Origin of the sequence: Rhodoferax sp. (assembly GCF_028714215.1) — a bacterium.
Taxonomy (GTDB): domain Bacteria; phylum Pseudomonadota; class Gammaproteobacteria; order Burkholderiales; family Burkholderiaceae_C; genus Rhodoferax.
Map to the genome: position 1 here is coordinate 1 of NZ_JAQTMS010000070.1, position 26,069 is coordinate 26,069.

General features: G+C 62.4%; 28 protein-coding genes. 22 read left to right on the forward strand and 6 right to left on the reverse strand.

Annotated features, from left to right (window positions below):
- Together PHS32_RS21850 and PHS32_RS21855 are read left to right on the forward strand one after the other, a co-directional pair.
- Positions 1-2,618: LysM domain-containing protein (locus PHS32_RS21850; protein WP_301081526.1), on the forward strand; the 2,618-nt coding region annotated here is incomplete at its 5' end.
- Positions 2,615-2,926 (forward strand): hypothetical protein, encoded by a 312-nt coding sequence (locus tag PHS32_RS21855; protein WP_301081527.1) that lies wholly within the window; start codon positions 2,615-2,617, stop codon positions 2,924-2,926. The genes PHS32_RS21850 and PHS32_RS21855, both read left to right, overlap by 4 nt.
- Positions 2,927-2,933: 7 nt before the next feature.
- On the opposite strand, the gene PHS32_RS21860 is transcribed toward PHS32_RS21855, so the two are convergent.
- Positions 2,934-3,491 (reverse strand): exonuclease, encoded by a 558-nt coding sequence (locus tag PHS32_RS21860; protein WP_301081528.1) that lies wholly within the window; start codon positions 3,489-3,491, stop codon positions 2,934-2,936.
- 119 nt (positions 3,492-3,610) lie between these two features.
- Here PHS32_RS21860 and PHS32_RS21865 point away from each other — a divergent pair, with 119 nt between their 5' ends.
- The gene (locus PHS32_RS21865; RefSeq protein WP_301081529.1) at positions 3,611-5,845 is read left to right on the forward strand and encodes a hypothetical protein; all 2,235 of its coding nucleotides are present in this window, start codon (positions 3,611-3,613) and stop codon (positions 5,843-5,845) included.
- Here PHS32_RS21865 and PHS32_RS21870 read toward each other — a convergent pair.
- On the reverse strand, positions 5,757-6,365 hold the full coding sequence (locus PHS32_RS21870) for an ORF6N domain-containing protein (protein ID WP_301081530.1): 609 nt from the start codon (positions 6,363-6,365) through the stop codon (positions 5,757-5,759). The genes PHS32_RS21865 and PHS32_RS21870 overlap by 89 nt on opposite strands.
- Before the next feature lie 341 nt (positions 6,366-6,706).
- On the opposite strand from PHS32_RS21870, the gene PHS32_RS21875 reads away from it, so the two are divergent.
- The 5 genes from PHS32_RS21875 to PHS32_RS21895 all read left to right on the forward strand — a co-directional run bounded on the left by PHS32_RS21875 (position 6,707) and on the right by PHS32_RS21895 (position 11,111).
- A complete protein-coding gene (locus tag PHS32_RS21875; RefSeq protein ID WP_301081531.1) occupies positions 6,707-7,237 on the forward strand; it encodes a hypothetical protein in 531 nt (176 codons plus the stop codon).
- Entirely contained in the window at positions 7,134-7,832 is a 699-nt protein-coding gene (locus PHS32_RS21880; protein WP_301081532.1) for a zeta toxin family protein, read from the forward strand. The genes PHS32_RS21875 and PHS32_RS21880 overlap by 104 nt, the downstream gene beginning before the upstream one ends.
- Positions 7,833-8,011: 179 nt before the next feature.
- Complete coding sequence (locus PHS32_RS21885) at positions 8,012-10,027, forward strand: ribonucleoside triphosphate reductase (protein ID WP_301081533.1); 2,016 nt, start codon at positions 8,012-8,014, stop codon at positions 10,025-10,027.
- A gap of 141 nt (positions 10,028-10,168) precedes the next feature.
- Positions 10,169-10,372 carry an anaerobic ribonucleoside-triphosphate reductase gene (gene nrdD / locus PHS32_RS21890; protein ID WP_301081534.1) on the forward strand — a complete coding sequence of 68 codons (204 nt, stop codon included), beginning with the start codon at positions 10,169-10,171 and terminating at the stop codon, positions 10,370-10,372.
- Entirely contained in the window at positions 10,320-11,111 is a 792-nt protein-coding gene (locus PHS32_RS21895; protein WP_301081535.1) for an anaerobic ribonucleoside-triphosphate reductase activating protein, read from the forward strand. Before nrdD ends, PHS32_RS21895 begins: the two co-directional genes overlap by 53 nt.
- A gap of 26 nt (positions 11,112-11,137) precedes the next feature.
- On the opposite strand, the gene PHS32_RS21900 is transcribed toward PHS32_RS21895, so the two are convergent.
- Together PHS32_RS21900 and PHS32_RS21905 are read right to left on the reverse strand one after the other, a co-directional pair.
- Positions 11,138-11,479 (reverse strand): BrnA antitoxin family protein, encoded by a 342-nt coding sequence (locus PHS32_RS21900; RefSeq protein ID WP_301081556.1) that lies wholly within the window; start codon positions 11,477-11,479, stop codon positions 11,138-11,140.
- Entirely contained in the window at positions 11,472-11,741 is a 270-nt protein-coding gene (locus PHS32_RS21905; protein ID WP_301081536.1) for a BrnT family toxin, read from the reverse strand. The genes PHS32_RS21900 and PHS32_RS21905 overlap by 8 nt, the downstream gene beginning before the upstream one ends.
- A 158-nt stretch (positions 11,742-11,899) precedes the next feature.
- On the opposite strand from PHS32_RS21905, the gene PHS32_RS21910 reads away from it, so the two are divergent.
- The 10 genes from PHS32_RS21910 (at position 11,900) to PHS32_RS21955 (ending at position 21,561) form a co-directional block, all read left to right on the forward strand.
- Positions 11,900-12,976 carry a LacI family DNA-binding transcriptional regulator gene (locus PHS32_RS21910; protein WP_301081537.1) on the forward strand — a complete coding sequence of 359 codons (1,077 nt, stop codon included), beginning with the start codon at positions 11,900-11,902 and terminating at the stop codon, positions 12,974-12,976.
- 86 nt (positions 12,977-13,062) lie between these two features.
- Complete coding sequence (locus PHS32_RS21915) at positions 13,063-13,734, forward strand: amino acid ABC transporter permease (RefSeq protein WP_301081538.1); 672 nt, start codon at positions 13,063-13,065, stop codon at positions 13,732-13,734.
- Positions 13,735-13,893: 159 nt separating this feature from the next.
- Entirely contained in the window at positions 13,894-14,547 is a 654-nt protein-coding gene (locus tag PHS32_RS21920; RefSeq protein WP_301081539.1) for an amino acid ABC transporter permease, read from the forward strand.
- 55 nt (positions 14,548-14,602) lie between these two features.
- A complete protein-coding gene (locus PHS32_RS21925) occupies positions 14,603-15,409 on the forward strand; it encodes a transporter substrate-binding domain-containing protein (protein WP_301081540.1) in 807 nt (268 codons plus the stop codon).
- Positions 15,410-15,440: 31 nt separating this feature from the next.
- Positions 15,441-16,229: an amino acid ABC transporter ATP-binding protein gene (locus PHS32_RS21930; protein ID WP_301081541.1), complete on the forward strand. Its 789-nt coding sequence runs from the start codon at positions 15,441-15,443 to the stop codon at positions 16,227-16,229.
- Entirely contained in the window at positions 16,219-17,070 is an 852-nt protein-coding gene (locus PHS32_RS21935) for a glutamine ABC transporter ATP-binding protein (RefSeq protein WP_301081542.1), read from the forward strand. The genes PHS32_RS21930 and PHS32_RS21935 overlap by 11 nt, the downstream gene beginning before the upstream one ends.
- A gap of 22 nt (positions 17,071-17,092) precedes the next feature.
- The gene (locus PHS32_RS21940) at positions 17,093-18,037 is read left to right on the forward strand and encodes a sugar kinase (RefSeq protein ID WP_301081543.1); all 945 of its coding nucleotides are present in this window, start codon (positions 17,093-17,095) and stop codon (positions 18,035-18,037) included.
- Positions 18,038-18,039: 2 nt separating this feature from the next.
- Positions 18,040-19,050: a D-glycerate dehydrogenase gene (locus PHS32_RS21945; RefSeq protein ID WP_301081544.1), complete on the forward strand. Its 1,011-nt coding sequence runs from the start codon at positions 18,040-18,042 to the stop codon at positions 19,048-19,050.
- Positions 19,051-19,074: 24 nt separating this feature from the next.
- Positions 19,075-20,244 carry a fumarylacetoacetate hydrolase family protein gene (locus PHS32_RS21950; protein ID WP_301081545.1) on the forward strand — a complete coding sequence of 390 codons (1,170 nt, stop codon included), beginning with the start codon at positions 19,075-19,077 and terminating at the stop codon, positions 20,242-20,244.
- Between the two features lie 162 nt (positions 20,245-20,406).
- On the forward strand, positions 20,407-21,561 hold the full coding sequence (locus tag PHS32_RS21955) for an ATP-binding protein (RefSeq protein WP_301081546.1): 1,155 nt from the start codon (positions 20,407-20,409) through the stop codon (positions 21,559-21,561).
- Between the two features lie 5 nt (positions 21,562-21,566).
- Here PHS32_RS21955 and PHS32_RS21960 read toward each other — a convergent pair whose 3' ends face one another.
- Positions 21,567-22,415, reverse strand: coding sequence for a fumarylacetoacetate hydrolase family protein (locus tag PHS32_RS21960; protein ID WP_301081548.1), 849 nt, complete (start codon positions 22,413-22,415; stop codon positions 21,567-21,569).
- A gap of 34 nt (positions 22,416-22,449) precedes the next feature.
- Positions 22,450-23,184: an SDR family oxidoreductase gene (locus PHS32_RS21965; protein WP_301081550.1), complete on the reverse strand. Its 735-nt coding sequence runs from the start codon at positions 23,182-23,184 to the stop codon at positions 22,450-22,452.
- Positions 23,185-23,352: 168 nt separating this feature from the next.
- Between PHS32_RS21965 and PHS32_RS21970 the strand changes: the two genes are divergently transcribed.
- From PHS32_RS21970 to PHS32_RS21985, 4 genes are all read left to right on the forward strand, one after another.
- Positions 23,353-24,069 (forward strand): FadR/GntR family transcriptional regulator, encoded by a 717-nt coding sequence (locus tag PHS32_RS21970; RefSeq protein ID WP_301081551.1) that lies wholly within the window; start codon positions 23,353-23,355, stop codon positions 24,067-24,069.
- A 38-nt stretch (positions 24,070-24,107) separates the two neighbouring features.
- Complete coding sequence (locus PHS32_RS21975; RefSeq protein ID WP_301081552.1) at positions 24,108-25,106, forward strand: sialic acid TRAP transporter substrate-binding protein SiaP; 999 nt, start codon at positions 24,108-24,110, stop codon at positions 25,104-25,106.
- A 12-nt stretch (positions 25,107-25,118) separates the two neighbouring features.
- Positions 25,119-25,685, forward strand: coding sequence for a TRAP transporter small permease (locus PHS32_RS21980; RefSeq protein ID WP_301081553.1), 567 nt, complete (start codon positions 25,119-25,121; stop codon positions 25,683-25,685).
- A gap of 12 nt (positions 25,686-25,697) precedes the next feature.
- On the forward strand, positions 25,698-26,069 hold a 372-nt coding region (locus PHS32_RS21985), incomplete at its 3' end, for a TRAP transporter large permease subunit (protein ID WP_301081554.1).

Sequence of the window (26,069 nt, forward strand, 5' to 3'; positions counted from 1 at the left end):
ACAAGCAGACCAGCCAGGTCGGCACCAGCACCTTGCTGCAAGGCGGCAGCACGACCCAAAGCTACGACGTCAACGGCAACCTCATTGCCGTCACCGACAGCGCGCAAGGCGCCAACAGCCGGGTTTTCGTGAACGACGCCGCCGGCCACGCGCTGTACGTCAACCAGCAGGGCCACATCCAGCGCGAGCTCATCGTCAACGGGGAGATGCTGGGCCGCTATGGCGACCTGGTCGACGGCAAGAACCCCAGCACGGCGGCGGGCCTGCCCAACTACATCAACTCGGCCGACTTCAACTTCAGCTACCAGCCCATCAGCGGCAACTACCCCAGCGCCTCGGCCGGGGTCTACGCGGTGGGTGCCGGCGACACGCTCTCCAGCATCGCCAAGGGCGCCTACGGCGACAGCAGCCTGTGGTACCTGATTGCCGACGCCAACGGACTGAACGGCGACGCCGGCCTGAAGGTGGGCCAGACGCTCACCATCCCGGCGCGGGTCAACACGGCCAACAACGCCGGCACCTTCGCCCCCTACGACCCGAGCAAGGTGGTGGGCGACACCACACCGAACCTGCCCAGCCCGCCGGGCAGCAGCAACGGCTGCGGGGCTCTGGGCAAGATCATCATGGCGGTGGTGGCGGTGGTGGCAACCATCTATACCGCAGGCGCACTCAGTGGCGTGACCGGCGGGTTTCTGGAGACGATGAGTGCGGGTATGGGGGTGATGACAGGTGGAGCCGCAGGAGGAGCTTTGGGGGCGGCGGGTTCGTTTGGCGCAGCGGGCTCCGCCTTGGGCGTGGCAGGCACCATGGCAGTAGCCTCTGCCGCAGGATCGATTGCCAGCCAATTGGTCGGCAACGCTCTGGGCACACAGCAAGGCTTCAGCTGGAGGAGCGTGGCGCTGTCGGCCATCGGAGGCGGTGTTTCCGCCGGCTTGGCGGGCAACTTCATGGGCACCACGGCGGGCTCTCTGTCCAATGTGGTGGCGCGAGCCGCGGTGGGTAACGCCCTCAGCCAGGGCATTGGCGTGGTCACCGGCTTGCAGCCAAGCTTTGACTGGACATCGGTGGCCGCCAGTGCTGTCGGAGCCGGGGTCGGATACGGCATGAGCGAGGGCTTGGGGCTGACCAGCAACGGCATATCCACCAACGCCTTCAGCGGGTTTGACAAGTTCAGCCGCGTCGTCTTCAGTGGCGTCGTGGCTACCACGGCCTCGGCCGTGGCGGGCGGCGGCAGGGTCAGCATTCAGCAAATTGCGGTGGATGCCTTTGGCAATGCATTGGGGGGCTCCCTTGTTGACGCCATGCAGTCCCCAATAAACACCCCTCAGCAGAACTTCAGGGGTAGTGAGATTGCCTATCAGAATGCCAATGCGCCCGCAGGCTTGGGGCTTGGCAGTGGCTATGTCCCAAGCGGCAACAGCTATCAGTCTGGTGACCTGGGTTCAGGCAGCTTCGGCATTGATCTGCCCGTCAGTGACCAAGTGCGCGCCATGGCTGCAGAAGCTGAAGGCGGGCGCATCCTGACGCAAATGCGTGACGCCAGCATTGATGCCGAACAGACGGCGCAGCTTGCACAAGCACGCCAAGCGAGGATGACCCGCGCAGCCGCCACAACGGCTGCCAACGTGGGCATGAGCCAGGAGGAGGCAGGGGCAATATATATGGCCTATGGTGGCCGCGCAGCACGCAATGCGGGTTCCTCGGCAGTCAACGGGTCTATCTCTGAGGCACCAGGGCTGCTAAGCAATCTCGGTAGCATTGGGCGTGCCTATCTCAACGATCAAATCGGATTCGGTGATGCTGTTTCCATGGCCAATGATCAAATTGGTGGCTATGGCAATGTTGCAAGAGACACTCTTACGGGATTGGCCAATGGGGGCATTCGAACGTTCGGCACCGCCATAAGTTTGATTGGTCCCAGCCCTGGGGAGTCGCCCTTCCCAGAATTTGGCTACACCGGCCGCACTGGTGAATTAGGGCCGGACATTGCACTGGCGACAACGTTGGGCTTGGGTGCAAGGGGGGTCAGGAACGCGGCTGCCGCAGAGGCCGCTACGGCTGAGGTAGGGGCACTTAACCCCATCGAAATGCGACAGCTTGCAAACGCGGAGCTAAGAGCGAGTTCTACGTTTGCCGAGGACATGGCAAGTGTTGGAGTGACCCCTCGACAAATCGAATTAATGTCTACAGGCAAACTGCCCTTGGGCTTTAAGAACGAGCAGCAGTTTGCACTGTTCAAGTCAGAGCTCGACATGAGTTTGCGGAACGCAGGCTTGGCAGATGCAGAGGTTGGACTGAAAGGAACATCGACGACCTTCTATTCTGAGAATCCAAGCAAGGATTTGGGGCATCATTGGGATAAAAATCCAGCAGCATTAGGCGACTACGACCTTAATGTGACGAGTCCAACGATGGTCAATAAGCTACAGGGTGCGGGAATCACGGCGAGCGAGAAGTATGGCGTTTTTAAAACTGCTGACATGCAACGCTCATTTGGACCACTAGACGAATTCCGTCAAGCCTGGTCAAAAATCCTCGGGCGCGACGTCAACTTTGTAGGCTATCCTGCTGCGCAAGCTAGGGACACTACTGAATACATCCTTAGGACTACAAAATGAAAGACTTTATTCACGTTCGTATCAAATCCGACTTGAATGCGGAGCAGATGCTGGATCAATTTAGTAGCAAGCTTTTGGGTTTTAAATGGCGGCAAGGCGACAGCGATATGCAAGGCCCCTACATCTCTGGAATGAACAACGATGGTGTTCAGGTAATGATGTGGCATGGAGAACAACCGAATGATTTGACGGTTTCTTTCTCTGGAGCAACTTCATCAGACACAGAGAACAGGGAACTGATTGATCAGCTGTTGCACCGATTGGCCCCATCCCTAGGGGAGGTCGTTGAAGTGCTAGGTGTTGATTAAGGCGCGGTCAGGTGACTGAGTGCCCCAACATATTGCAAAACAGCGCCCCCTGCTCAATCGCATCATCGAGCGCGACATGGGTATGGGGCAGCGGGTCAAACCAGGCCTTGGGCATGTTTCGCTTGGTTGCTTTGCGGTAGTTGGTCTTCAGTAGCACCATGGCCAGTGTCTTCATGTCCAGTGCCGAGTGAGAAAACGGGCTCTCCCCGGCAAAGCGCATCAAGTACCAGTACACAAACATGAAGTCATACGCCGCCGGATAGCCCACAAACACCGGTTTTCCAGGTAGTGCCTTGAGCCAGGCTACATAGTTGCGCATGGCTGTCTCGGGCGGCTGGCAATTCACCCGGCAGGTGTCCCAGGCGACTTGATTCTGTGCCCACCATGCCATGGTGTTCGGGTGCCCGGCTGCACCCGGCAGCGTGTCCAGATTGGCGGCAAATGTCCCGATCAAAGTCTTGTCAGCCAGGTAAGCGGCTGAGCCGAAACTAAGCATGGAGTGTGGTCCCGGGATGGGCCCGTCGGCTTCGATGTCGGTACTGATGTAAATCTCTGGTTTATTCATTCTTTCCCTCGACTATTCGGTAAAGCAGCCCGTAGCCCTTGTCCTGTATGTGGAGATGGCTTCAAATGGCAATTAAAGAATGAAAAGCCCCTCGCCACCCATTAGCTGCCAAAAAAAAGTTGCACGTTACACCCTGGACCACCAGCTACCGCTACAACGCCAACAACCAGGTGGTCATGCAGATCCAGCCCGACGCCAGCGGCAACGCCGGCACCGGCCCGGTCACCAACATCTACTACGACGCGCTGGGCCGCCAGATCGCGCTCAGGGACGCCAACGGCCACCTCAACACCCAGACCTACGACCAGAACGGGCTGCTGATCCGGGAAAACCATGCCGATGGCGGCGTCGTGACCTACAGCTACGACGCGTTTGGCCAGAAGACCAGCAGCACCGACGCCGTGGGCAAGGTAACGCAGTACAACTACGATTTGCTGGGACGCTTGCTCAGCACCGTGCGCCCCGTCGCGGATGTCTACAGCGTCAATAGTTTCAATGTGCGGGAGCTCGTTGCCAGCAAAGCCATCACCACAACCAACAGCTACGACCAGGCCGGCCGGCTGCTCAGCAGCAGCAACGGCAACGCAGAAACCACCCGCTACCGCTACGACCTGCGCGGCAACGTGGTGGAAACCGATCTGCCCATGGACAACGTGACTCCTGGCGTGCGCTACCGCAGCCAGGCCGCCTTTGATACCCAGGGCCGCAAGATCGCCGACGTGGATGCCAACGGCCTGATGGCCACCTGGAGCTACGACTACTTTGGCGCGCTCACAGGGCATACCGACCTCGGCGGCGCCCAGTTCAGCTACAGCTACACCTACGACAACGCGCGCCAGTTGATCCTGCAGACCAACGCCCGCGGCCAGAGCCTGAGCTACAGCTACGACGCCGCCGGCCAGACCACCAGCATCGTCGACAACGCCATCGGCCAGACCACCAGCTACGCCTGGGACCTCTCGGGCCATCGCATCGCAGAAAAGACCACCCAAGCGGGCATCGTCTACCAGGACAACCACATGGCCTACGACGCACTGGGGCGCATGCGCTGGGTGGCCGATGGCCGCTCCTACGTCAACATCAGCTACGACGCCGTGGGCAACCGTACCCAGATCCAGACCCATGTGATCAACGGCGACACCAGCCAAGACAGCAACCGCTTCTTCCTGTACGACGCGATGAACCGCCAGACCGTGGTGGACGCGGTGGACGCCGCCGGCAACATCGGCACGCAAGGCCACCAGATCAGCTACGACCAGGGCGGCAACCGCACCAGCGACACCTGGTGGGGCACCCGCGTTGCCACCATCAGCGGCGTGAGCCAGCTGATCAGCTACAACGACGCCGACGCGGCCATCTACAGCACCACGCCCGAGACCTACCAGACCAGCCAGGGCCTGACCACCGAGCACTACCGCTACGACGGCCTGAACCGCCTGCGCAGCATCGAGCGCGATGGCGTGCAGGTCGACTACCGCTACTACGACGGCGCCGACCGGGTGGTCCAAAGTGGCCCCGGCGGCACGCTGCCACTGGGCTATGTGAACGCCCTGAACGGCACCACCTCCACGGGCGCCACCATCTCGGGCAACGGCTCGGAGACCCGCATCAAGCGCTTCGACGCCAATGGGCGGCTGCTCCAGGAGCACGTGCTCAAGTCCGATGGCAGCGCCAAGTACGACCTCAACTACCAGGCGCAAAACGGCGTCGGGGGCTACGACACTGCCGGCAACCTGCTGGGCTACAGCCTGAGCAACCACGATGGCAGCAGCTACACCAACACCTACAGCAACACCTTGACCCGCTTTGAGGGCTACAAGCAGACCAGCCAGGTCGGCACCAGCACCTTGCTGCAAGGCGGCAGCACGACCCAAAGCTACGACGTCAACGGCAACCTCATTGCCGTCACCGACAGCGCGCAAGGCGCCAACAGCCGGGTTTTTGTGAACGACGCCGCCGGCCACGCGCTGTACGTCAACCAGCAGGGCCACATCCAGCGCGAGCTGATCGTCAACGGGGAGATGCTGGGCCGCTACGGCGACCTGGTCGACGGCAAGAACCCCAGCACGGCGGCGGGCCTGCCCAACTACGTCAACTCGGCCGACTTCAACTTCAGCTACCAGCCCATCAGCGGCAACTACCCCAGCGCCTCGGCCGGGGTCTACGCGGTGGGTGGCAACCATCTATACCGCAGGCGCACTCAGTGGCGTGACTGGCGGGTTCCTGGCAAACAACCACCCGCTGAATCTGTGAGGTTGCTGGTGGCTACGTCTTCTTGCCTGGCCCGGTCTTGGCAGACTTTGCTGCCTTGGCATTCCCTTGGGGCTTGTCATCCAGCGGCAAGAACCCGATAGGCCGTTTGGGCGGCGTTGGCGGTGACGCCAGCAAATTGGCCATCGAATCCACCAGCTCGGCGATATTGCGCTCGTGCACTGACACCTTGCGCTCCAACTGATGCACCTTGACCGCCAATTCGCGGTTGCTGGAGATCATGCCGCGCAACTCCACAAAGGCTTGGACCACATAGACGCTCAATTCGGTGGCGCGCGGGCTGTTGAGAACCATTGAGGCCATGATGGCCCCGTGTTCCGTAAACGCCAACGGCGCATAACGCCGCCCACCGTGACCACTCTTCAAACTTGAGGTTGCAAATTGCAACCTCAAGTTTGCGAACTCCTGTTCATCAAGCTGGAACATGAAGTTTGCTGGAAACCGCGCCAAATTGCGATTGACCTGCTGGTTAAACCGCTTGGTGGTTTCGCCGTAGAAGGCTGCCAGGTCAGTGTCAAGCACCACGCGCTGTCCGCGTATCAGGTGAATGCGTTGGGCGATGTCACCGATAGACAGCGGCGCAGTTGGCGTGAAAGTCGTCATGATTGGCATGACAAAGCACCGTGCCGCAAGACGCCAACAGCCGGGTTTTCGTGAACGACGCCGCCGGCGACACGCTGGCCAGCATCGCCAAGGGCGCCTATGGCGGCAGCCGAGGGAGCCGCTGCGGGCAATCAGGCGGGTCAAGCCAACGGAATCACGAACATTGCTATTCAACGGTATGTAATGCTATATATTGCTTGACATTGTTTGCAAGCGATCTACACTTCGATCCATGTGAACGGTAGGTGCTTGTCGAGAAACCGCAATCGCAACCACCAGTTCCATCACGACCCGTGCTGCATGGGTCAGAGTTAACCGTTCTTATAAGCCGGAGTTGCGTTATGAAGATGTCAAAAAATGTAGTGGCGCGAAAGAAGTACGTTCAGATTTCGCTGTCTCCTGAATTCGCAGAGTCTCTGCGCGCAGACGCGGAAGTTTCGGATCGTTCCATGTCGGCCCAACTGGAGCACTGGGCCCGTATTGCCAAGGCGATTGAAACTGTCGCCCCGGCCAACTTCATCCCGCGCGTCAAGGCAGCCAAGGAGCCCTCCGAAATTTTGAGTGCTTTAGCCGCTTTTGTTGCGGCCCCCAATGTAGACGCAATGCGTTCGCAGTACGTGTCATCCGGCGTTGTCAACTACGGCATCGATCCGGCCCAGCCCAAAGTGGTTATTGCATACCACCCGGACGGGAAGGTGGTGCGCGGTAGCTTTGACGCGGGGGGTGATTTTGTCCCTAACCAGCAACCCGCAACCGAAAGGACTGGCCGTGTTTCCCAAGAAAAACTCAAACCAGCGTCCAGTCGGTCGCGCGCCGGCATCGCAACAAAAAAAGGTAGAGCAGTTGCTGCGGAGTTGGCTCACGCCGGATGACGGCAAGCCCGTTCTGATCTGCCTTGCCGGCTGCAACGGCGTCGGCAAGACCTCTTTATTCAACTCGGTCGCTGCAGCGATGAAGTCGCCGCCAATTTTTCTGAACGCTGACTTGCTGGCGCTTGTATTGAAAGACATCCCCGCAGCGGATGTTGCGGCACAGAAGATAGCGGCAACCCTCCAGGACCACATGATTGGACAACGCAAGACGTTCGTCATGGAGACCGTTTTTTCGGACCCCAACGGGGCGAAAATCGCCCTGCTCAAGCGTGCCAAGGCTACCGGATTTCATGTTGTCTTCGTTTATGTCACGCTCGCCGACCTGATGCTCGCAAAGGCGCGCATCGGGCACCGCGTCAAAACTGGTGGTCACTCGGTTGACCCGAACAAGCTGCCCCGGCGCTGGGAGAAGTCGCATGAAAATGCCCACGCCACGTTTGCCTTCGTCGAAGACGGAATACTTTTTGACAACTCGTCCTATTCAGACCCAATGCGTCTGATCGCGATCACACACAACGGCGCCACGGTCGCCACTTTCGGCCCGGTCCCACCCCATTTCGCGAATTCATTGCCGCCGGTTGCGGCTTCCACTTAGCCCATCTCTCTCAACCGGCCAAGTGAGCACCTGGTAGTTGTCGATCTGCTTGAGCGCAAGGGTAGAGGTCTCCACTATGGCGAGACCGCATGATGGCGTTTCGCCGCTTCGACAGAAACACTACATCTAGTGTGTAGAATGACATTCGGCACTACATATAGCGTTTCTAGGGGCACCCCATGAGCACGGTAAGCGCAACGGTTTTCACCCATATCATCAAGCGCGACGGCGGCGTCAAACCGTTCGACGCCGGCAAAATTGCTTTTGCCCTGGAACGCGCGGCGCAGGCCAGCGGTGAGTTCGATGCGGCCGAGGCCAGGCGCCTGACGCACTACCTGGTTTGCCCCAAGATCAAGGTGCAAGGGCATGTGGCACCGCACATCGAGCAAATCCAGGACGCCGTCGAGTCGGCCCTGTTCGATGCCGGCTACCCCCGGACACTGCGCGCCTACATCGTCTACCGCGAACAGCACCGCAAGCTGCGCAGCGACCGCAAGACCCTGGTCGACGTCGAGGCCAGCATGAACGAGTACCTGCAACAACTCGACTGGCGCGTCAACGCCAACGCCAACCAGGGCTATTCGCTGGGCGGGCTGATCCTCAACGTCTCGGGCAAGGTGATCGCCAACTACTGGCTGAATCACGTCTACCCGCCGCAAGTGGGCGCGGCGCACCGCAGCGCCGCCCTGCACATCCACGACCTCGACATGCTGGCCGGCTACTGCGCCGGCTGGTCGCTGCGCACCCTGCTCAACGAGGGTCTGAACGGCGTGCCGGGCAAGGTCGAGTCGGGTCCGCCCAAACACCTGTCCAGCGCGGTCGGGCAGATCGTCAACTTCCTGGGCACGCTGCAAAACGAGTGGGCCGGCGCGCAAGCCTTCAGTTCCTTCGACACCTACATGGCGCCCTACATCAAGAAGGACAGCCTGGACTACCACCAGGTGCGCCAATGCCTACAGGAACTGATCTACAACCTCAACGTGCCGTCGCGCTGGGGCACGCAAACGCCTTTTACCAACCTGACTTTCGACTGGGTCTGCCCGGAAGACCTGCGAGAGCAAACGCCCGTGATTGGCGGCGAGGAAATGCCGTTCACCTATGGCGAGTTGCAGGCCGAGATGGACATGGTGAACCGCGCCTATATCGAGGTCATGATGGCCGGCGACGCCAAGGGCCGGGTCTTCACCTTCCCGATTCCGACCTACAACATCACGGAAGACTTCGACTGGTACAGCCCCAACGCCCAAGCGCTGTTCGAGATGACGGCCAAGTACGGCCTGCCCTATTTCCAGAACTTCATCAATTCGGAACTCAAGCCCAACATGATCCGCTCCATGTGCTGCCGCCTGCAACTCGACTTGCGCGAGCTGCTCAAACGCGGCAACGGCTTGTTCGGCTCGGCCGAGCAGACCGGTTCGCTGGGCGTCGTCACCATCAACTGCGCGCGCCTGGGCTATCTGCACCCGGGCGACGAGCCGGCCCTGCTGAGCGAACTCGACGCCCTGCTGGAGCTGGGCCGCGACAGTCTGGAGATCAAACGCAAGGTGATACAGCGCCACATGGACAACGGCTTGTTCCCCTACACCAAGCGCTACCTGGGCACGCTGCGCAACCACTTCTCCACGCTGGGCGTGAACGGCATCAACGAGATGATCCGCAACTTCACGCAGGACCGGGAAAACATCAGCACCGAGTGGGGCCACGCCTTCGCCATTCGCCTGCTGGACCATGTGCGTGCGCGCATGCTGGAGTTCCAGGACCAGACCGGCCACATGTACAACCTGGAGGCGACGCCGGCCGAGGGCACCACCTACCGCTTTGCCAAGGAAGACGCCAAGCAGTTCCCCGGCATCCTGCAAGCGGGCACCCCCGACATGCCTTACTACACCAACTCCAGCCAGTTGCCGGTGGGCTTTACCGACGATCCGTTCGAGGCGCTGGAGTTGCAGGACGATCTGCAGCGCAAGTACACCGGCGGCACCGTGCTGCACCTGTACATGAACGAGCCCCTGTCCAGCGCCGAAGCTTGCCGCCAGTTGGTGAAACGTTCGCTGTCGCGTTTTCGTCTGCCCTACATCACCGTCACGCCCACTTTCTCGATCTGCCCCAAGCACGGCTACCTGGGCGGCCGCCACGATTTCTGCCCCAAGTGCGATGCCGAAATTATTGCGCGCAAACAGCTCGAAGCTGTCTGAACAAGCAAATGAAATTTTATGAATGCGTCATTGCGATCACATCATTGTCATGCCGGGCTTGATCCGGCATCCATGGATTGCGGGTCAGGCCCGCAATGACACAGTGAAACCGTCTTTTCAGACCAGCAAGGAGAAGCCCAAATGAACGATCTGAGCGAACAGGAACTGCTGACACCACAGTCCACCATCGTGCTGCGCGACGACGAGCGCCAGCGCTGCGAGGTGTGGACCCGCGTGATGGGCTACCACCGCCCCATGGCGTCCTTCAACACCGGCAAGAAGGGCGAGTTTCATGAGCGCACCTACTTCGACGAGCGCTGCTGCCAGCCCCGCCTGGCCGACTGAGACCTCTGCGCCGGGCGGTGCCAGTACCACAGGCCTGGTTCCAAAACAACTCAAGGTCGGCGGCGTTACGGCGTTCTCCGCCACCGACTACCCCGGCAAGCTGGCGGCGGTGGTCTTTGTGCAAGGTTGCCCGTGGCGCTGCGGCTACTGCCACAACCCGCACTTGCAGCCGCGCACCGAGCACAGTTCGCTGCCCTGGACCCAGGTGCTGGCCCTCTTGAGGCGACGCGTGGGTCTGATCGATGCCGTGGTCTTTAGCGGTGGCGAGCCGACCATGGACGCCGCGCTGGCGGACGCCATGCGTCAAGTTCGCGCCCTCGGTTTTGGCGTCGGCCTGCACACCGCCGGCGCCTACCCGCGGCGCTTGGCCGAAGTGCTGCCACTGGTCGATTGGATCGGCCTCGACATCAAGGCCGAGCCGCACGGCTACGACGCCGTCACCGGCATCCGCGACAGCGCCGGCGCGGCCCTGACCAGCGCCGAAATAGTGTTGGCCAGCGGCGTGGCGCATGAATTCCGTACTACCGTGCACCCGGCTCTGCACAGCGAGCAGGACCTGCTGGCGCTGGCAAGCCGCTTGAGCCGGCTGGGCGTCAAGCGCTACGCCCTGCAGAGATTTCGCGCCATCGGCTGTGCCAATAAGGGACTGACGCAGGTAGCAGACCCCGATTTCCCCAGCGCCAACTTGGTGGCACAGGTCGGCGCCCTGTTTCCGGAATTCACGCTGCGAGACAGCTAAGGTCCAGCGGCGGCAGACTTTTTAAATCAGACCGGCGAATGTGTGCGCAGCCAGTCTTTGAGCGCGTCGTTCATGCGGGTTTGCCATCCTTTGCCGGAAGCTTTGAAGGAGGCCACCACCTCGGCATCCAGGCGGATGCCGGTAAACACCTTGGGTTGCTCAACACGCGGACGCCCAGGCGAGCGCTTCATGGCAACCAGGCTTTTGTACACGCCAGCATCCAGAACCTTGGCCGCTGGCTGTGCAGCGGCAAACCATCCATCAGTCAACTCGGGCGAGTCCGGGTCTGCGGCAATACCAGCATCGATGCGGGTGTTTTCTTCAGGCGTCGGCAGGCTCACCGCACGCCCGGAACGGGTCTTAAGCATTGTTGACATATCTCTTTACCTCTCGGTCATTGGCCTTGCGCAGGCTGATGATGCGCACCGACACCTCGCGCAGACAAAACACCATGACATGCAGACGCTGTTCAATCAGGCCAGTAGCTATAAAACGGGGCTCCGAATAGTGTTTTCGGCCATCCAGCTGCAATTGCACCGTTTCCCAATCGAAGGCCTCTGCTTCGGCGAACCAGACCCCATGCCGCTGTACGTTGATGGCAAGCTTGCGAGGATCGAAACTGTAATTCACGGTGTTTATTGTATTAACAATAATTAGGACAAGCAAACGTTTGTGTATTTTGCTTTTCCGTAAAACTGTCGGCGACCTGTCTCCCGCCAGCCTGACCAGAGTGCTACCATTCACTGAAACTGGTTTCAGAGAAATGCCGATTCCTGCCCTGATTTGAAATGCGCGCCAAAAAACAAGTTCACAACAGCGCCGCCGCAGCACCGGCCGCACGCGCCACCATTGCCGATGTGGCGCGCGAAGCGGGCGTCTCCAAAGCCACCGTTTCCCGCTTTCTGAACCACCGCGAGAGGTTGCTGACAAAAGACATTGCAAGCCGGGTGGAAGTGGCCATCGAGGCCCTGGCCTACAGCCCCAGCCCGATGGCGCAGGCGCTCAAGCGCGGCCGCTCGCGCCTGATCGGCCTGGTGGTGGCCGACGTCACCAATCCGTTCTCGGTGGCGGTGCTGCGCGGCGCCGAGAAAGCCTGCCAGCAGGCCGGCTACCTGCTGATGCTGTTCAACCTGGGCAATGACAGCCGGCGCGAAAGTGAAGCCATCAAGACGCTCACCGCCTACCAGGTGGAGGGCTTTATCCTGAACACCTTGGGCCGGGACAACGGCGCTGCCGCCGACGCGGCGCGCCACGGCAAGCCGGTGGTGCTGGTGGACCGGCGGCACCACGACATGCAAGCCGATTTTGTCTCGCTCGACAACGCCGGTGCCGTGCGCCTGGGCACACAGCACTTGGTGGAGCGCGGCTACCGCGAGCTGTTGTTTGTCTCGGAGCCGGTCAAGGACGTCAGCTCGCGCGAGGAACGCAAAGCCGCTTTTCGCGCCTTCGTCGAGGCGCCGCAGGCTGGCGTCACCGACCTGCATGGCAGCACGTTCGAGAGCACGGCGGAAGACGGCGACGCGGCCCTGGAGCAGGCGCTGCGCAGCCTGCGCCGGCGCGCCGGCAAGCGCCTGCCCGGCGTGCTCTCCAGCAACGCGGTGGTGACCTTGCGCGTGGTGGCGGCGCTGGCGCGGCTCGGTTGGCGCCTGGGCGCTGATGTGGGACTGGTGGGCTTTGACGACACCGAGTGGTCGCCTTATGTGGGACCGGGCCTGAGCACCATCGCGCAGCCGACCGACGAGCTGGGCCGGATCGCCGCCGGCTGCCTGATCGAGCGTCTGCAAGGCCTGGAGTTGCCGCCGCGCCAGATCCTGCTGTCCGGCCGCCTGCTGCCGCGTGGCTCGTCGGTGTCCACACCCACTTAAAGACTGCTAGGGTTTTCGCCAGTTACAACAGGCACACGCGCTCTTCTATAATTGCCTGAAACCGGTTTCAGTGTTTTCCCCCACGCATGAACTATTCGTTTCAATTCGGTGATGTCTTTGCCGCCTGGCCGCTGCTGCTGCGGGGCACCTGGAGCACCATCGCGCTGTCCATGTCGGCCATGCTGCTGGGCCTCGTGGTGGCGATCCTGTGCGCCTGGGGCAAGACCGCCGGTCCGCGCCCGCTGCGCTGGCTCATCAATGCCTACATCGAACTGATCCGCAACACGCCGTTTCTGGTGCAGTTGTTCTTTTTCTTCTTCGCCCTGCCGGCCCTGGGCCTGCGCTGGTCGGCCCACACCGCCGCCCTGACCGCCATGGTGGTCAATCTGGGCGCCTACGCCACCGAGATCATCCGCGCCGGCATCGAGTCGATTCCCAAGGGCCAGATCGAGGCCGGCCTGGCGCTCAGCCTGAAACGCCACGAAATCTTCCGCTTCATCATCTTGAAGCCGGCGCTGCGCACCGTTTACCCGGCCCTGACCAGCCAGTTCATTTTGCTGATGCTCAGCTCCAGCGTGGTGTCGGCCATTTCGGCCGACGACCTGACCTCGGTGGCGGCCAATCTGCAATCGCAGACCTTTCGCAGCTTCGAGATCTACATCGTGGTGGCTGTGATCTACCTGGCGCTAGCGCTGGGTTTCTCGGCGCTGTTCCGGGCCATCTACCGGCGCACCCTCAATTACCCGGCAGGCCGCTGATATGACCCCCACGCTTGTCACTTCGTGTACTCCCTGTACAGGTCGATGCCAAAGGCAACGACTCTTCTGCCCGTCCCACCCTGCGCAGGCAGGTTGGGAGCCGCGGGCATCAGCCCCGAGGGGGCTGATTCGTCTTGGGGCGGCCCGGCGCCGAATCTGATGCGTACCTTCGGCTTCTCCGAATTCCTGTTCATTCTTGAGGCGGCCAAGTGGACCGTGGCGCTCTCGATGATCGCCTTTGTCGGCGGCGCCATCGGCGGCTTGGTGATTGCGCTCAGCCGCACTTGCGAGCAACCCCTGCTGCGCACCCTGTCGGGCGGCTTCATCCAGATTTTTCAGGGCACGCCGCTGCTGCTGCAACTCTTTCTGGTGTTCTTCGGGGCGCCGGTGCTGGGCCTGGACATCAACCCCTGGGTGGCGGCCGGCGTGGCGCTGATTCTCAACAGCAGCGCCTTCCTGGGCGAGATCTGGCGCGGCTGCATCCAGGCCATCCCCAGCGGGCAATGGGAGGCGGCACAGGCGCTCAACCTGCACTACGTGGCGCGCATGCGTTACGTGATCCTGCCGCAGGCTTTCAAAATCGCGCTGCCGCCCACCGTGGGCTATATGGTGCAGATCATCAAGGGCACTTCGCTGGCGGCCATCATCGGCTTTGCCGAAGTGACGCGCTCGGGCCAGATCATCAACAACGCCACCTTCCAGCCGCTGATCGTTTTCAGCGTCGTCGCCGGTATCTATTTCGTGTTGTGCTGGCCTTTGTCGCTGCTGGCCGCGCACATGGAGCGCCGGCATGCGGCGACCCAAACGCGCTGAGACCCTTCCATTTTTTCCACCGTCAACTTTCACCTCAACCCACGGAGATTTCACCATGCTCAAGCCTCTGCAACGCCGCCTCTTCACCTCCACCGCCCTGGCCCTGGGCCTGGCCGCCACCCTGTCGGCCTGGCTGCCGTCGGTCAGCGCACAGACGGTGGCCGAGCTGAAGAAAAAAGGCGAACTCACGATCGGCATGCTGGTCGACTTTCCGCCCTACGGCACCATGAACGCCAGCAACCAGCCCGATGGCTACGACGCCGACGTGGCGCGCCTGCTGGCCAAGGACCTGGGGCTCAAGCTCAACCTGGTGCCGGTGACCGGCCCGAACCGCATCCCGTTCCTGTTGACCAACAAGGTCGATCTGCTGGTGGCTTCGCTGGCGATCACGCCCGAGCGCGCCAAGCAGGTCCAGTTCTCCAAACCTTATGCCGCCGCCAGCATTGTTTTGTACGGTGACAAGAAAGCCAGCATCAAGACCGCCGCCGACCTGAAAGGCAAGCGCGTCGGCGTGGCCCGCGCCAGCACCCAGGACGTGGCCCTGACCGCGCTGGCGCCGGAGGGCACCGAGATTCGCCGCTTCGACGACGACGCCTCGGCCATGCAAGCCTTGATGTCGGGCCAGGTCGACGCCATCGGCTGCTCCACCACGGTGGCGGCGCAGATCGACAAGCGCGCGCCGGCCAACGCCTTCGAGAGCAAGTTCCTACTGCGTCAGCAGGTGATGGGCATCGTGCTGCGGCCCGGCCAGGCCGAGTTGCTGAAGACGGTGGACGATTTCGTGGTGCGCAACAGCGGCAACGGCGAGCTCAACAAGCTGTACCGCAAGTGGCTGGAAACCGACCTGCCGAAGATGCAATAAATCAGACCCTCCTGCCGACCACGGTGTAGCCATGACAGCCACAATGCCCTCCTCCACGCCAGCCGGCGACGCCGCGCCCATCATCCGCATGGAAGCGGTCGATAAATGGTTCGGCAAGTTCCAGGTGCTGAGCCAGATCGACCTGACGGTGGCGGCCGGGGAGCGGATTGTGATCTGCGGGCCGTCGGGTTCCGGCAAGTCGACCCTGATCCGCTGCATCAACCGGCTGGAGACGGTGCAGCAAGGCCGCATCGTGGTCAACGGCATCGACCTGACGGCCGGCGGCCGCAATGTCGACTCGGTGCGCCAGGAAGTGGGCATGGTGTTCCAGCAGTTCAACCTGTTTCCGCACCTGACCATTTTGCAGAATTGCACGCTGGCGCCGATCCAGTCGCGCGGCCTGAGCCGGGACGAGGCCGAAGCGGTGGCGATGAAATACCTGCAACGGGTGCGCATTCCGGAGCAGGCGCACAAATACCCCAGCCAGCTCTCGGGCGGCCAGCAGCAGCGGGTGGCGATTGCGCGCGCCCTGTGCATGACGCCCAAGATCATGCTGTTCGACGAACCCACTTCGGCGCTGGACCCGGAGATGGTCAAGGAGGTGCTCGATACCATGATCAGCCTGGCCGACGACGGCATGACCATGCTGTGCGTGACGCACGAAATGGGTTTTGCGCGCAGCGTCGCCGACCGCGTGATCTTCGTGGCCGACGGCAAGATCATTGAGCAGGCCGCGCCGCAGCAGTTCTTCAGCAACCCGCAGCATGAAACGACGCGCAATTTTCTGGGTCAAATCCTGAGTTCGCAGCATGCTCACTGAGCTTGGCCGCACCGACCTGGCGGCCGACAGCGGCGCCACTGACAGTATTCAATCGCCCAGCGCGATCCTGATTTCACTGTCGGCTTTTGGCGCGGCGCAGGTACGCCGACTGGGCCAACTGGGGTTCACCCAACTCAGCCTGGCGGCCGGCGCCGACGGCGTCGAAGTGCGCAGCGAGTTGCTGCAAGACGCTGCCAGCGAGCTGCCGGCGCTAGCGCAGGCGCTGCGCGCCGCTGGCAAGGCGGCGGTGTATTCCTGTGCCGAGCCGCTCTGGAGCGCCGACGGCGCACTGGACGTGGCCGCCCTGGAGCGTGCCCTGTCTGCCAGCCAGACCCTGGGCGCGACGCGCCTGAAAATGTCCATCGGTGGTTTCGCGGCCGCCTCGCAAGCGTCGCTGTCCGAGGTGCAGCAGCGCTTGCAGGCCAGCGCCATGGAACTGCTGATCGAGAACGACCAGAGCGCGGAGGCCGGCACGCTGCTGGCCTTGCAGGACTTTTTTCAGGTCGCCAATGGCCGGGGCTTTTTTCCCGGCATGACTTTCGACATGGGCAACTGGCATTGGACCGGCGAGTGCCCGCTGCAAGCCGCCAACGCGTTGGCGGCCCAGGTCCGTTACGTGCATTGCAAAGGCGTGCAGCGCCAGCCGCAACGCTGGGTGGCGGTGCCGCTGGCCGACTCCAGCGCGCCCTGGCGCGCCGTGCTGCGCGCCCTGCCCTGCCCGGTGCCCTGGGCCATCGAGTACCCGCTGCTGGGGGACGACCTGCTGACCGTCGCACGGCAGGAAATTGCGCAACTGCGCCAGGTCGCCGCCAGCCTGGCAGGCCGCCACCTCACTGTTTGATTCAACCGCAAAAGAATTCCACATGAACCCCGCCCTCGACGTGATCACTTTTGGCGAAGCCATGCTGCTGCTGGTGGCGGACCGGCCCGGTCCGCTGGAGCAAGCTGAGGCTTTTTACAAGCGCACCGCCGGCGCCGAGACCAACGTGGCGATCGGCTTGGCGCGCCTGGGCCTGCGGGTCGCCTGGGCCAGCCGCCTGGGCACCGATTCCATGGGCCGCTACCTGTTGGCGGCGATGGCCAAGGAAGGCATTGACTGCTCGCACGTGGTGTGCGATGCGACGCAGAATACCGGCTTTCAGTTCAAGGGCAAGGTGACCGACGGCAGCGACCCGCCGGTGGAGTACCACCGCAAGGGCTCGGCCGCCAGCCACATGGGTGTCGCCGACATCGACCAAGCCTGGTTGCTCAGCGCCCGCCATCTGCACGCCACCGGCGTCTTTGCCGCCATCTCGGAAACCACTTTGCCGGCGGCGCGCAAGACCATGGACTTGATGCGCAGCGCCGGCCGCAGCGTCTCGTTCGACCCGAATCTGCGCCCCACCCTGTGGGCCACACCCGAGCTGATGCGCGCTTCCATCAACGACCTGGCGACGCGCGCCGACTGGGTGCTGCCGGGCCTGGAAGAAGGTCAATTTCTGACCGGTGAATCCAGCCCCGAAGGCATCGCCCGTTGGTACCGCCAGCGCGGCGCCAAACTGGTGGTGGTCAAGCTGGGCAGCGCCGGCGCTTATTTCGATGGCGAGGCGGGCTGCGGCCGCGTCGCCGGTTTCCCGGTGGCCCAGGTGGTGGACACGGTGGGTGCCGGCGACGGCTTTGCGGTGGGCGTCATCAGCGCGCTGCTGGACGGCCAGAGCGTGCCGGAGGCGGTAAAACGCGGTGCCTGGATCGGCGCCCGCGCGGTGCAGGTGCTGGGCGACAGCGAAGGCCTGCCGACCCGCGCCGAACTCGACGCTGCGGGGCTTTGACCATGTCTTTGAACACGGCTGACGTCGCACGCAAAAAGGTTCTGGTGTTCCGCGAACTGCCGCCGGACCAGTTGGCGCGACTGCGCTCGCGGCACGAGGTGACGGTGGCGAATCCGCGTGTGCCGGCGCAATTGCCTATTTTTCATGCCGCGCTGGCCGACGCCGAGGGCCTGATAGGTTCCAGCTACCCGGTGGACGCCGCCTTGCTGGCGCGCGCACCGCACCTCAAAGTGATCTCCAGTGTGTCGGTGGGCGTCGACAACTACGACCTGAAGGCGCTGGCGGCGCGCGGCGTCATGCTGTGCCACACCCCCGGCGTGTTGACCGAGACCACCGCCGACACCGTCTTTGCCCTCATCATGGCCAGCAGCCGGCGGCTGGTGGAGTTGGCCAATCTGGTGCGCGAAGGGCGCTGGACGCGCAACATCGGCGAGGAGCTGTTCGGCTGGGACGTGCACGGCAAGACGCTGGGCATCCTGGGTTTCGGCCGTATCGGCCAGGCGCTGGCGCGCCGCGCCGCGCTGGGCTTTGGCATGCCGGTGCTGTACCACAACCTGCAAGTGGTGGACGTGGCCAAGGACTTGCCGGCATTGCTTGGCAAAGTCAGCGCCGCCTCGTTCGACGAGGTGCTGCAACGCGCCGACATCGTCGCCGTCGTGCTGCCCTTGTCGCCGCAGACCCGCGGCCTGATCGGAGCGCGCGAATTCGCACTGATGAAGCCGGGGGCCATTTTCATCAACGGCGCGCGTGGCGCCATCGTGCAGGAACAGGCGCTGCTGCAGGCGCTGGACCACGGCACGCTGCGCGCCGCCGGGCTCGATGTCTTTGCCACCGAGCCGCTGCCGCTGGACTCGCCCCTGCGCACACACCCCAAGGTGACAGCGCTGCCGCATATCGGCTCGGCCACCCTGGAAACCCGGCACGCCATGGCGGAGCTGGCGACCAGCAACTTGCTGTACGCTCTGGCGGGCCAGCGCCCGCCGGCGGTGTTTGACTTTTCCGCCATCTCGTAGCCCACCATTCAAGGAGTCATTTCAATGCAACTCACTGCCCAAGCCGGTCTTCCGCACGACGGCACCTCCGGCGCCCTGGCGGCGCGGGTCTGGCGCCCCGATGTCGACGGCCCATCCATCGTGGCCTTGCGCGGCGACGATGTGATCGACATCTCGGCCAGCTTTCCAACCCTGCGCGATCTGTGCGAAGCACCGGACCCGGCCGCTGCTTTGCGGCAGGCCAACGGCCAGCGCATCGCCTCGGTGGCCCAGCTGTTTGCCAACACGGCGCCTGACACGCGCCAGCCCGAGCGGCCCTGGCTGCTGGCAGCGGCCGACCTGCAGCCGATCAAGGCGGCCGGCGTTACCTTTGCGGTGTCCATGCTGGAGCGCGTGATCGAGGAAAAAGCGCGCGGCAACCCGGCCGCGGCGGCGGCCATCCGGCAGGAGATCGTGGCGCTGGTGGGCGACGATCTGTCGAAATTGAAACCGGGGTCGACGCAGGCCATGGCGCTGAAAAAAGTGTTGATCGCCCAGAGCGCCTGGAGCCAGTACCTGGAGGTGGGCATAGGGCCGGACGCGGAAATTTTCACCAAGGCGCCGCCCATGGCCGCCGTCGGCACCGGCGCCGATGCCGGCCTGCACCCTTCCTCCTCCTGGAACAACCCGGAGCCGGAGCTGGTGCTGGCGGTCAACTCGCGCTCAAAAATCGTCGCCGCCAGCCTGGGCAACGACGTCAATCTGCGCGATCTGGAAGGCCGCTCCGCCTTGCTGCTGGGCAAGGCCAAAGACAACAACGCATCGGCCGTGATCGGCCCCTGCCTGCGCTTTTTCGATGCCACTTTCTCGCTCGATGACGTGCGTCGCACCACCATCACCTTGAAGGTTGAGGGTGAGGACGGTTTTGTGCTGGAAGGTTTCTCATCGATGTCGCAAATCAGCCGCGACCCGCTCGATCTGGTAGCCCAAATGATGGGGTCGCACCATCAGTACCCGGACGGCGCCATGCTGTTTCTGGGCTGCATGTTCGCGCCGGTGCAGGACCGCGATACGGTGGGCGGCGGCTTTACCCACAAGGTGGGCGATATCGTCACCATCTCGGCGCCGCAACTGGGCAGCCTGGTGAACCGCATGCGGCGCACCGACCAGTGCCCGCCGTGGACTTTCGGCACTGGCCAGTTGATGCGCAACCTGGCCAGGCGCGGCTTGCTTTAAGGGCGCGTGCGTACCCACTTGACGTTGCGCGGCTGTTCGGCGAGCTAGGCCCACGGGTCCAATCGTGACCAAATCTCAATTATTTGGAGTGCCATCTACCGTGTAATATTTCCAAAGAATGGATATAATTCACGGATGTACACACGACTTGCGCAACGCACCTTGAGCGACTTGCTCGAGCAGTTTCCCGCAGTTGTTCTCTTGGGACCGCGCCAAGCCGGCAAGACAACCCTTGCTCTTGCAGAGAAGAAACGCAATCCGAACGCTCTTTATCTGGACCTGGAGCTACCGTCGGCGCAGCGGCAGCTCGATGACCCGGAAGCGTTCCTTCTTGCACACGCCAACCAACTGGTGATCCTCGACGAAGTTCAGCGCCTACCGGATTTGTTCAACGTGCTGCGCGGTGTAATCGATCTTCGGCGGCGCAATGGTGAAGCATCGAGACAGTTCCTGTTACTTGGCTCTGCTTCCGGCGTATTGCTACAACAGACCAGCGAAAGTCTGGCAGGGCGCGTCGCTCAACTGGAACTCACCCCCTTTCAGGCCAGAGAGGTCTTGCAAGGCGATGCAACTGCGAACGCACAGAACGCGTTGTGGGTTCGAGGTGGTTTTCCCCTTTCCTGGATGGCAGCCAACAATGCGCAAAGCCTGGTCTGGCGTGAGGTATTTATCACCACCTACCTTGAGAAAGACATTCCGGCACTTGGTCCTCGCATCCCTGCAACGACCTTGCGTCGCCTGTGGACCATGTTGGCCCACAACCAGGGAGAACTGCTAGACCAGTCAAAGCTCGCCTCTGCCCTTGCCATCAGCGGGCAAACCGTTGGGAGGTACATCGACCTGCTGTGCGATCTCATGTTGGTACGGCGCTTGACCGCCTGGAGCGGAAATGCCGGCAAACGCCTGGTGCGCACTCCCAAGGTTTACGTGCGCGACAGTGGGATCGTTCACGCCCTTCTCGGCCTGCAAGATCTTGATGCCGTTTTGAGCCATCCGGTCGCCGGAGCAAGCTGGGAAGGCTTCGTCATTGAGCAACTAATCACCGCAGCACCTCATGCCCAGGCCAGCTTCTATCGGACAAGCCACGGCGCTGAGGTTGATTTGGTTCTCGAGTTTAGAAGTGGGAAAACTTGGGTCATCGAAATCAAGCGATCATCCGCGCCTACGCTGTCCAAGGGTTTCTACTTTGCTGCAGCGGATGTCGGAGCGGTTCGCAAATTGCTGGTTGCACCAGTAGATCAGCCCTTCCCCATGAAAGATGGCGTTGAGGTGATGAATCCCGTCATGGCCGCTAACATGGTTTCCGGACAAACTTGAAGCCCTCAGCGCTTGAACGGCACCACCAACTGGTGCTGCTCGCCCAGGCCGTCTATACCCAGCGTCATGCGGTCGCCCTGCTTCAGGTACAGGGGCGGCTTCATCCCCAGGCCGACGCCCGGCGGTGTGCCGGTGGTGATCACATCGCCCGGCAGCAAGGTCATGAACTGGCTGACATAGCTGATCAATTTGGCGACGCCGAACACCATGGTGCGGGTCGAGCCGGTCTGCATCCGCTGGCCATTGAGGTCCAGCCACATGCCCAGTTTTTGCGGGTTGGGCACCTCGTCGCGCGTCACCAGCCAGGGGCCTAGCGGGCCGAAAGTGTCGCAACCTTTGCCCTTGTCCCAGGTACCGCCGCGCTCCAGTTGGTACTCGCGCTCGCTGATGTCGTTGACGGTGCAGTAGCCGGCGACAAAATTCAAGGCCTCTTTTTGCGACACATAGCGCGCCCGGGTGCCGATCACGACGCCCAGTTCCACTTCCCAGTCGGTCTTGAGCGAGCCCTTGGGCAGCATCACCGGGTCATCGGGCCCCTGGACGCAACTGCTGGCTTTCATGAAGACCACCGGCTCTTTGGGCAGCGGCAGCCCCGACTCGGCCGCATGGTCGGCGTAATTGAGGCCGATGGCGATGAACTTGCCGACGCCGCCGACCGGGCTGCCCAGGCGCGGCGTGCCCTTGACCAGCGGCAAACTGGCGCTCTTGAGCTTGCGCAGCCTGGCCAGCGCGGCGTCGCCCAACTGGTCGGGCGTCAGGTCCTTGATCACGGCGCTCAGGTCGCGCAGTTTGCCCTCGGCATCTATCAGCCCCGGCTTTTCCTTGCCGGGTTTGCCATAACGAACGAGTTTCATGGTGTTTCCTTTCGGTTGATGTGGGTGAGCCGGTTCATATGGTCATGCCGCCGTCGACCGAGAACAGTTGGCCGGTGGCAAAGACCGATTCGTCGCTGGCCAGGTAGACCACGATGGGGGCGATCTCATGGGCCTGGGCCAGCCGCCCCATCGGCTGGCGCGCAATGAAGTTCTGGCGCGCCGCCGCCGGGTCGGCATACGCATTGATGCGATCTCCCAGCGAGGGCGTGTCCACCGTGCCGGGGGCGATGGCATTGCAGCGAATGCCTTGCGCGACAAAATCGGCCGCCACCGATTTGGTCAAACCCACCACGGCGGCCTTGCTGGCGCCGTAGGCAAAGCGATTGGGCAGGCCCTTCAAGCTGCTGCAGACGCTGGACATGTTGATGATGCTGCCGCCGCCGTTGGCCAGCATCTTGGGCAATGCCGCCTGGATCATCCAGTACTGGGCGCGCACATTGAGGTTGAAAGCAAAGCTCCAGTCCTCATCCGTGGCTTGCAGGATGCTGCCGTTGTGAACCACGCCGGCGCAGTTGAACAGCACATCGAACGGCGCGCTGCGCGCCACCAGATCCTGGATCGCCGCCTTGTCCATCACATCCAGCCGAGCGGTGCTGACGTTGGGCACCCCGGCATAACTCTGCAGCAGCTCCGCGTTGATGTCGGTGGCCAGCACCTGCGCGCCCTCGGCGGCCATCGCCAGCACGCTGGCGCGACCAATGCCCTGGCCGGCGGCCGTGACCAATACCGTCTTTCCTTTAAGTCTCATGGCTTCTCCATTGATTTGTTTGAGTGCTAGGGTTTGTCCGGATGCATGAAGATCGTCGCTCGTGCAATTATCAATTGGCCTTACCACCTGGCCAATCAAGACTAACCCTTATGCCTTTGAATTGCCTGACCAGCCCCGCTGCCGGGACTCCAACCCCTTTGTCGGACCATGCCGCTGAAAGTCATTGAACCGCAACGCCTGTACCGCCAGATCGCGGAGCAATTGCGCTCCCTGATCAACGCCGGCGAGTTTGCCGTCGGCTCGCGTCTGCCGGCCGAGCGCGAGCTGGCCAAACAACTGTGCGTCAGCCGCCCCTCGGTGCGCGAAGCCCTGATTGCGCTGGAGATCGAAAAAGTGGTGGAGGTGCGCAGCGGCTCCGGCATTTATGTGCTCAAGCCGAAGAAGCGCCAGGCAACGCGCGGCAAGGTCGGCGAAGCCGTCGAGTGGGGCCCGCTGGAGTTGATGCGGGCGCGCGAGTTGGTGGAAAGCGAAGTGGCGGCGCTGGCAGCGCGCCATGCCAAGCAGGCCGACTTGCAGTTGATGGACCAGGCACTGCAACAGATGCGCGCCGAAGTGGCCCTGGGCCAGATACCGCGCGCCGGCGACGAGGCTTTTCACAATGCCATTGCCCAGGCCTGCGGCAACGAGGTGCTGCGCGATACCGTGCGCGGCTACTGGGAAGCCCGGCACGGCGCCTTGTTCGAGCGCCTGGGCGACTATTTTGAAGATCATGTTTCATGGGACGCGGCGCTGCTGGAACACGCCGCGGTACTGAAAGCGATACGCGCCCGCAAGGCCGACCTGGCCCGCAGCGCCATGCACCTGCACCTGAAGAGAGCCCATCAACGCTACAGCGCCAGTTGGCGCCGCGCCAAGCCGTCCTGACCTGCCAGATTTCTACCACCACCAAGCTAGGAGACATCATGAAAAAACGCGACATCGCCAGCCTCGCCATCAAGACACTGGCGGCCTGTGTTCTATTCACCGGAGCGGCCGGAACCTTGGGCCTGGCCAATGCCCAGACCAAGCTGAAATGGGCCCACGTCTACGAGACCTCGGAGCCGTTTCACAAGTGGTCGGTGTGGGCCGGCGACGAGATCAAGAAGCGCACAGGTGGCCGCTACGAAGTGCAGGTCTTTCCGGCCTCCTCGCTGGGCAAGGAGAGCGACATCAACCAGGGTCTGACGCTGGGCACGGTGGACATCATCCTGACCGGCGCCAGCTTTGCCGCCGCCAGCTACCCGCCGTTGGCCGTGACCTACTTCCCGTTCATCTTCCGCGATTCCGAACACCAGCTCAAATACGCCAAGAGCGATGTCTTCCGCGAACTCGCCAAGGGCTATGACGACAAGAGCGGCAACCACATCACGGCGCTCAACTACTACGGCGCGCGCCAGCTGACCTCCAACCGCCCGATCGTCAAACCGGAGGACATGAAGGGTCTGAAAATCCGCGTGCCGGACGCGCCGGCCTACCTCGCGTTTCCGAAGTCGCTAGGCGCCAACGCCACGCCGATCGCTTTTGCCGAGGTCTATCTGGCGCTGCAAAACGGCACCGTGGACGCGCAGGAAAATCCGCTGCCCACGATCCTGGCCAAGAAGTTCTTTGAAGTGCAGAAGAACATCTCGCTGACCGGCCACATCATCGACTCGCTGCTGACGGTGGTGGGCGGACCGCTGTGGAACAAGCTCTCGGAGGCCGACAAGAAGATTTTCAGCGACGTGATGCAGGAAGCGGCCGAGAAAACCGGCCGTGAAATCATTGCCTCGGAAGTGCGTCTGGTGGACGAATTCAAGAAGAAGGGCATCAATATCATCACGGTCGACAAGAACGCCTTCCGCGAGGCCGTGCTGAAAAACGCCAAGCCGACCGACTACGGCTATCGCCAGTCCGACTACGACCGCATCATCGCCATCAAGTAAGCCGGGCGAAACATGCAAGACATCGATGCGCTCCCCCATGTCATGGGGGACGACGGCGAGTTCCACGCGCAGGACGAAGCGGTGGATCTCTCCGGCACGACCGCGGAAGCCTGGCTCGCGCTGGGCTTCTTCTGGGTCCTGGGGGCCACCGTGTTCTACCAGTTTTTCACCCGCTATGTGCTCAACGACTCGGCCGCCTGGACCGAGGAGATTGCGCGCTACCTGCTGATCGGCGTGGTCTTCATCGGCGCCTGCATCGGCGTAGCGAAGAACAACCACATCCAGGTCGATTTCTTCTTCAAGTTCATGCCCCCCAGGATGGCCCGCGTCATGGCCACCCTGGTGGACCTGCTGCGGGTGGTGTTCCTGGCCGCTTTCGTGGTCCTCACGCTGCTGCTGATGAACAAGCTCAGCCATGCCCGCATGACCATGATCAACCTGCCGATGAACCTGGTCTATGGCGGCTGCCTGGCCGGCTTCGCGGCCATGACCTGGCGCGCCGTCCAGGTCGCGCGCCGGCACTGGCAGCGCGGCTACAGCGTGCTGGAACGCCCGGCCACCACCCTCGATGACGACTGAGCGAAACCCCTTATGCTGAAAATCATTTTCCTGTTGCTGCTCAGCGGCGGCATTCCGGTGGCGCTGGCCATGACCGGCTCGGCGCTGCTCTACATCTGGTGGACCGGCACGCTGCCGCCTTATGTGGTGATCCACCGCATGATCAGCGGCATCGACAGCTTTCCGCTGCTGGCGGTGCCCTTCTTCATCCTGGCCGGCAACCTGATGAACAACGCCGGCATCACCAACCGCATCTACAACTACGCGCTGGCGCTGGTCGGCTGGATGAAGGGCGGACTGGGCCACGTCAACATCCTGGGCTCGGTGATCTTTGCCGGCATGAGCGGCACGGCCATCGCCGATGCGGCCGGACTCGGCACGATCGAGATCAAGGCCATGACCGAC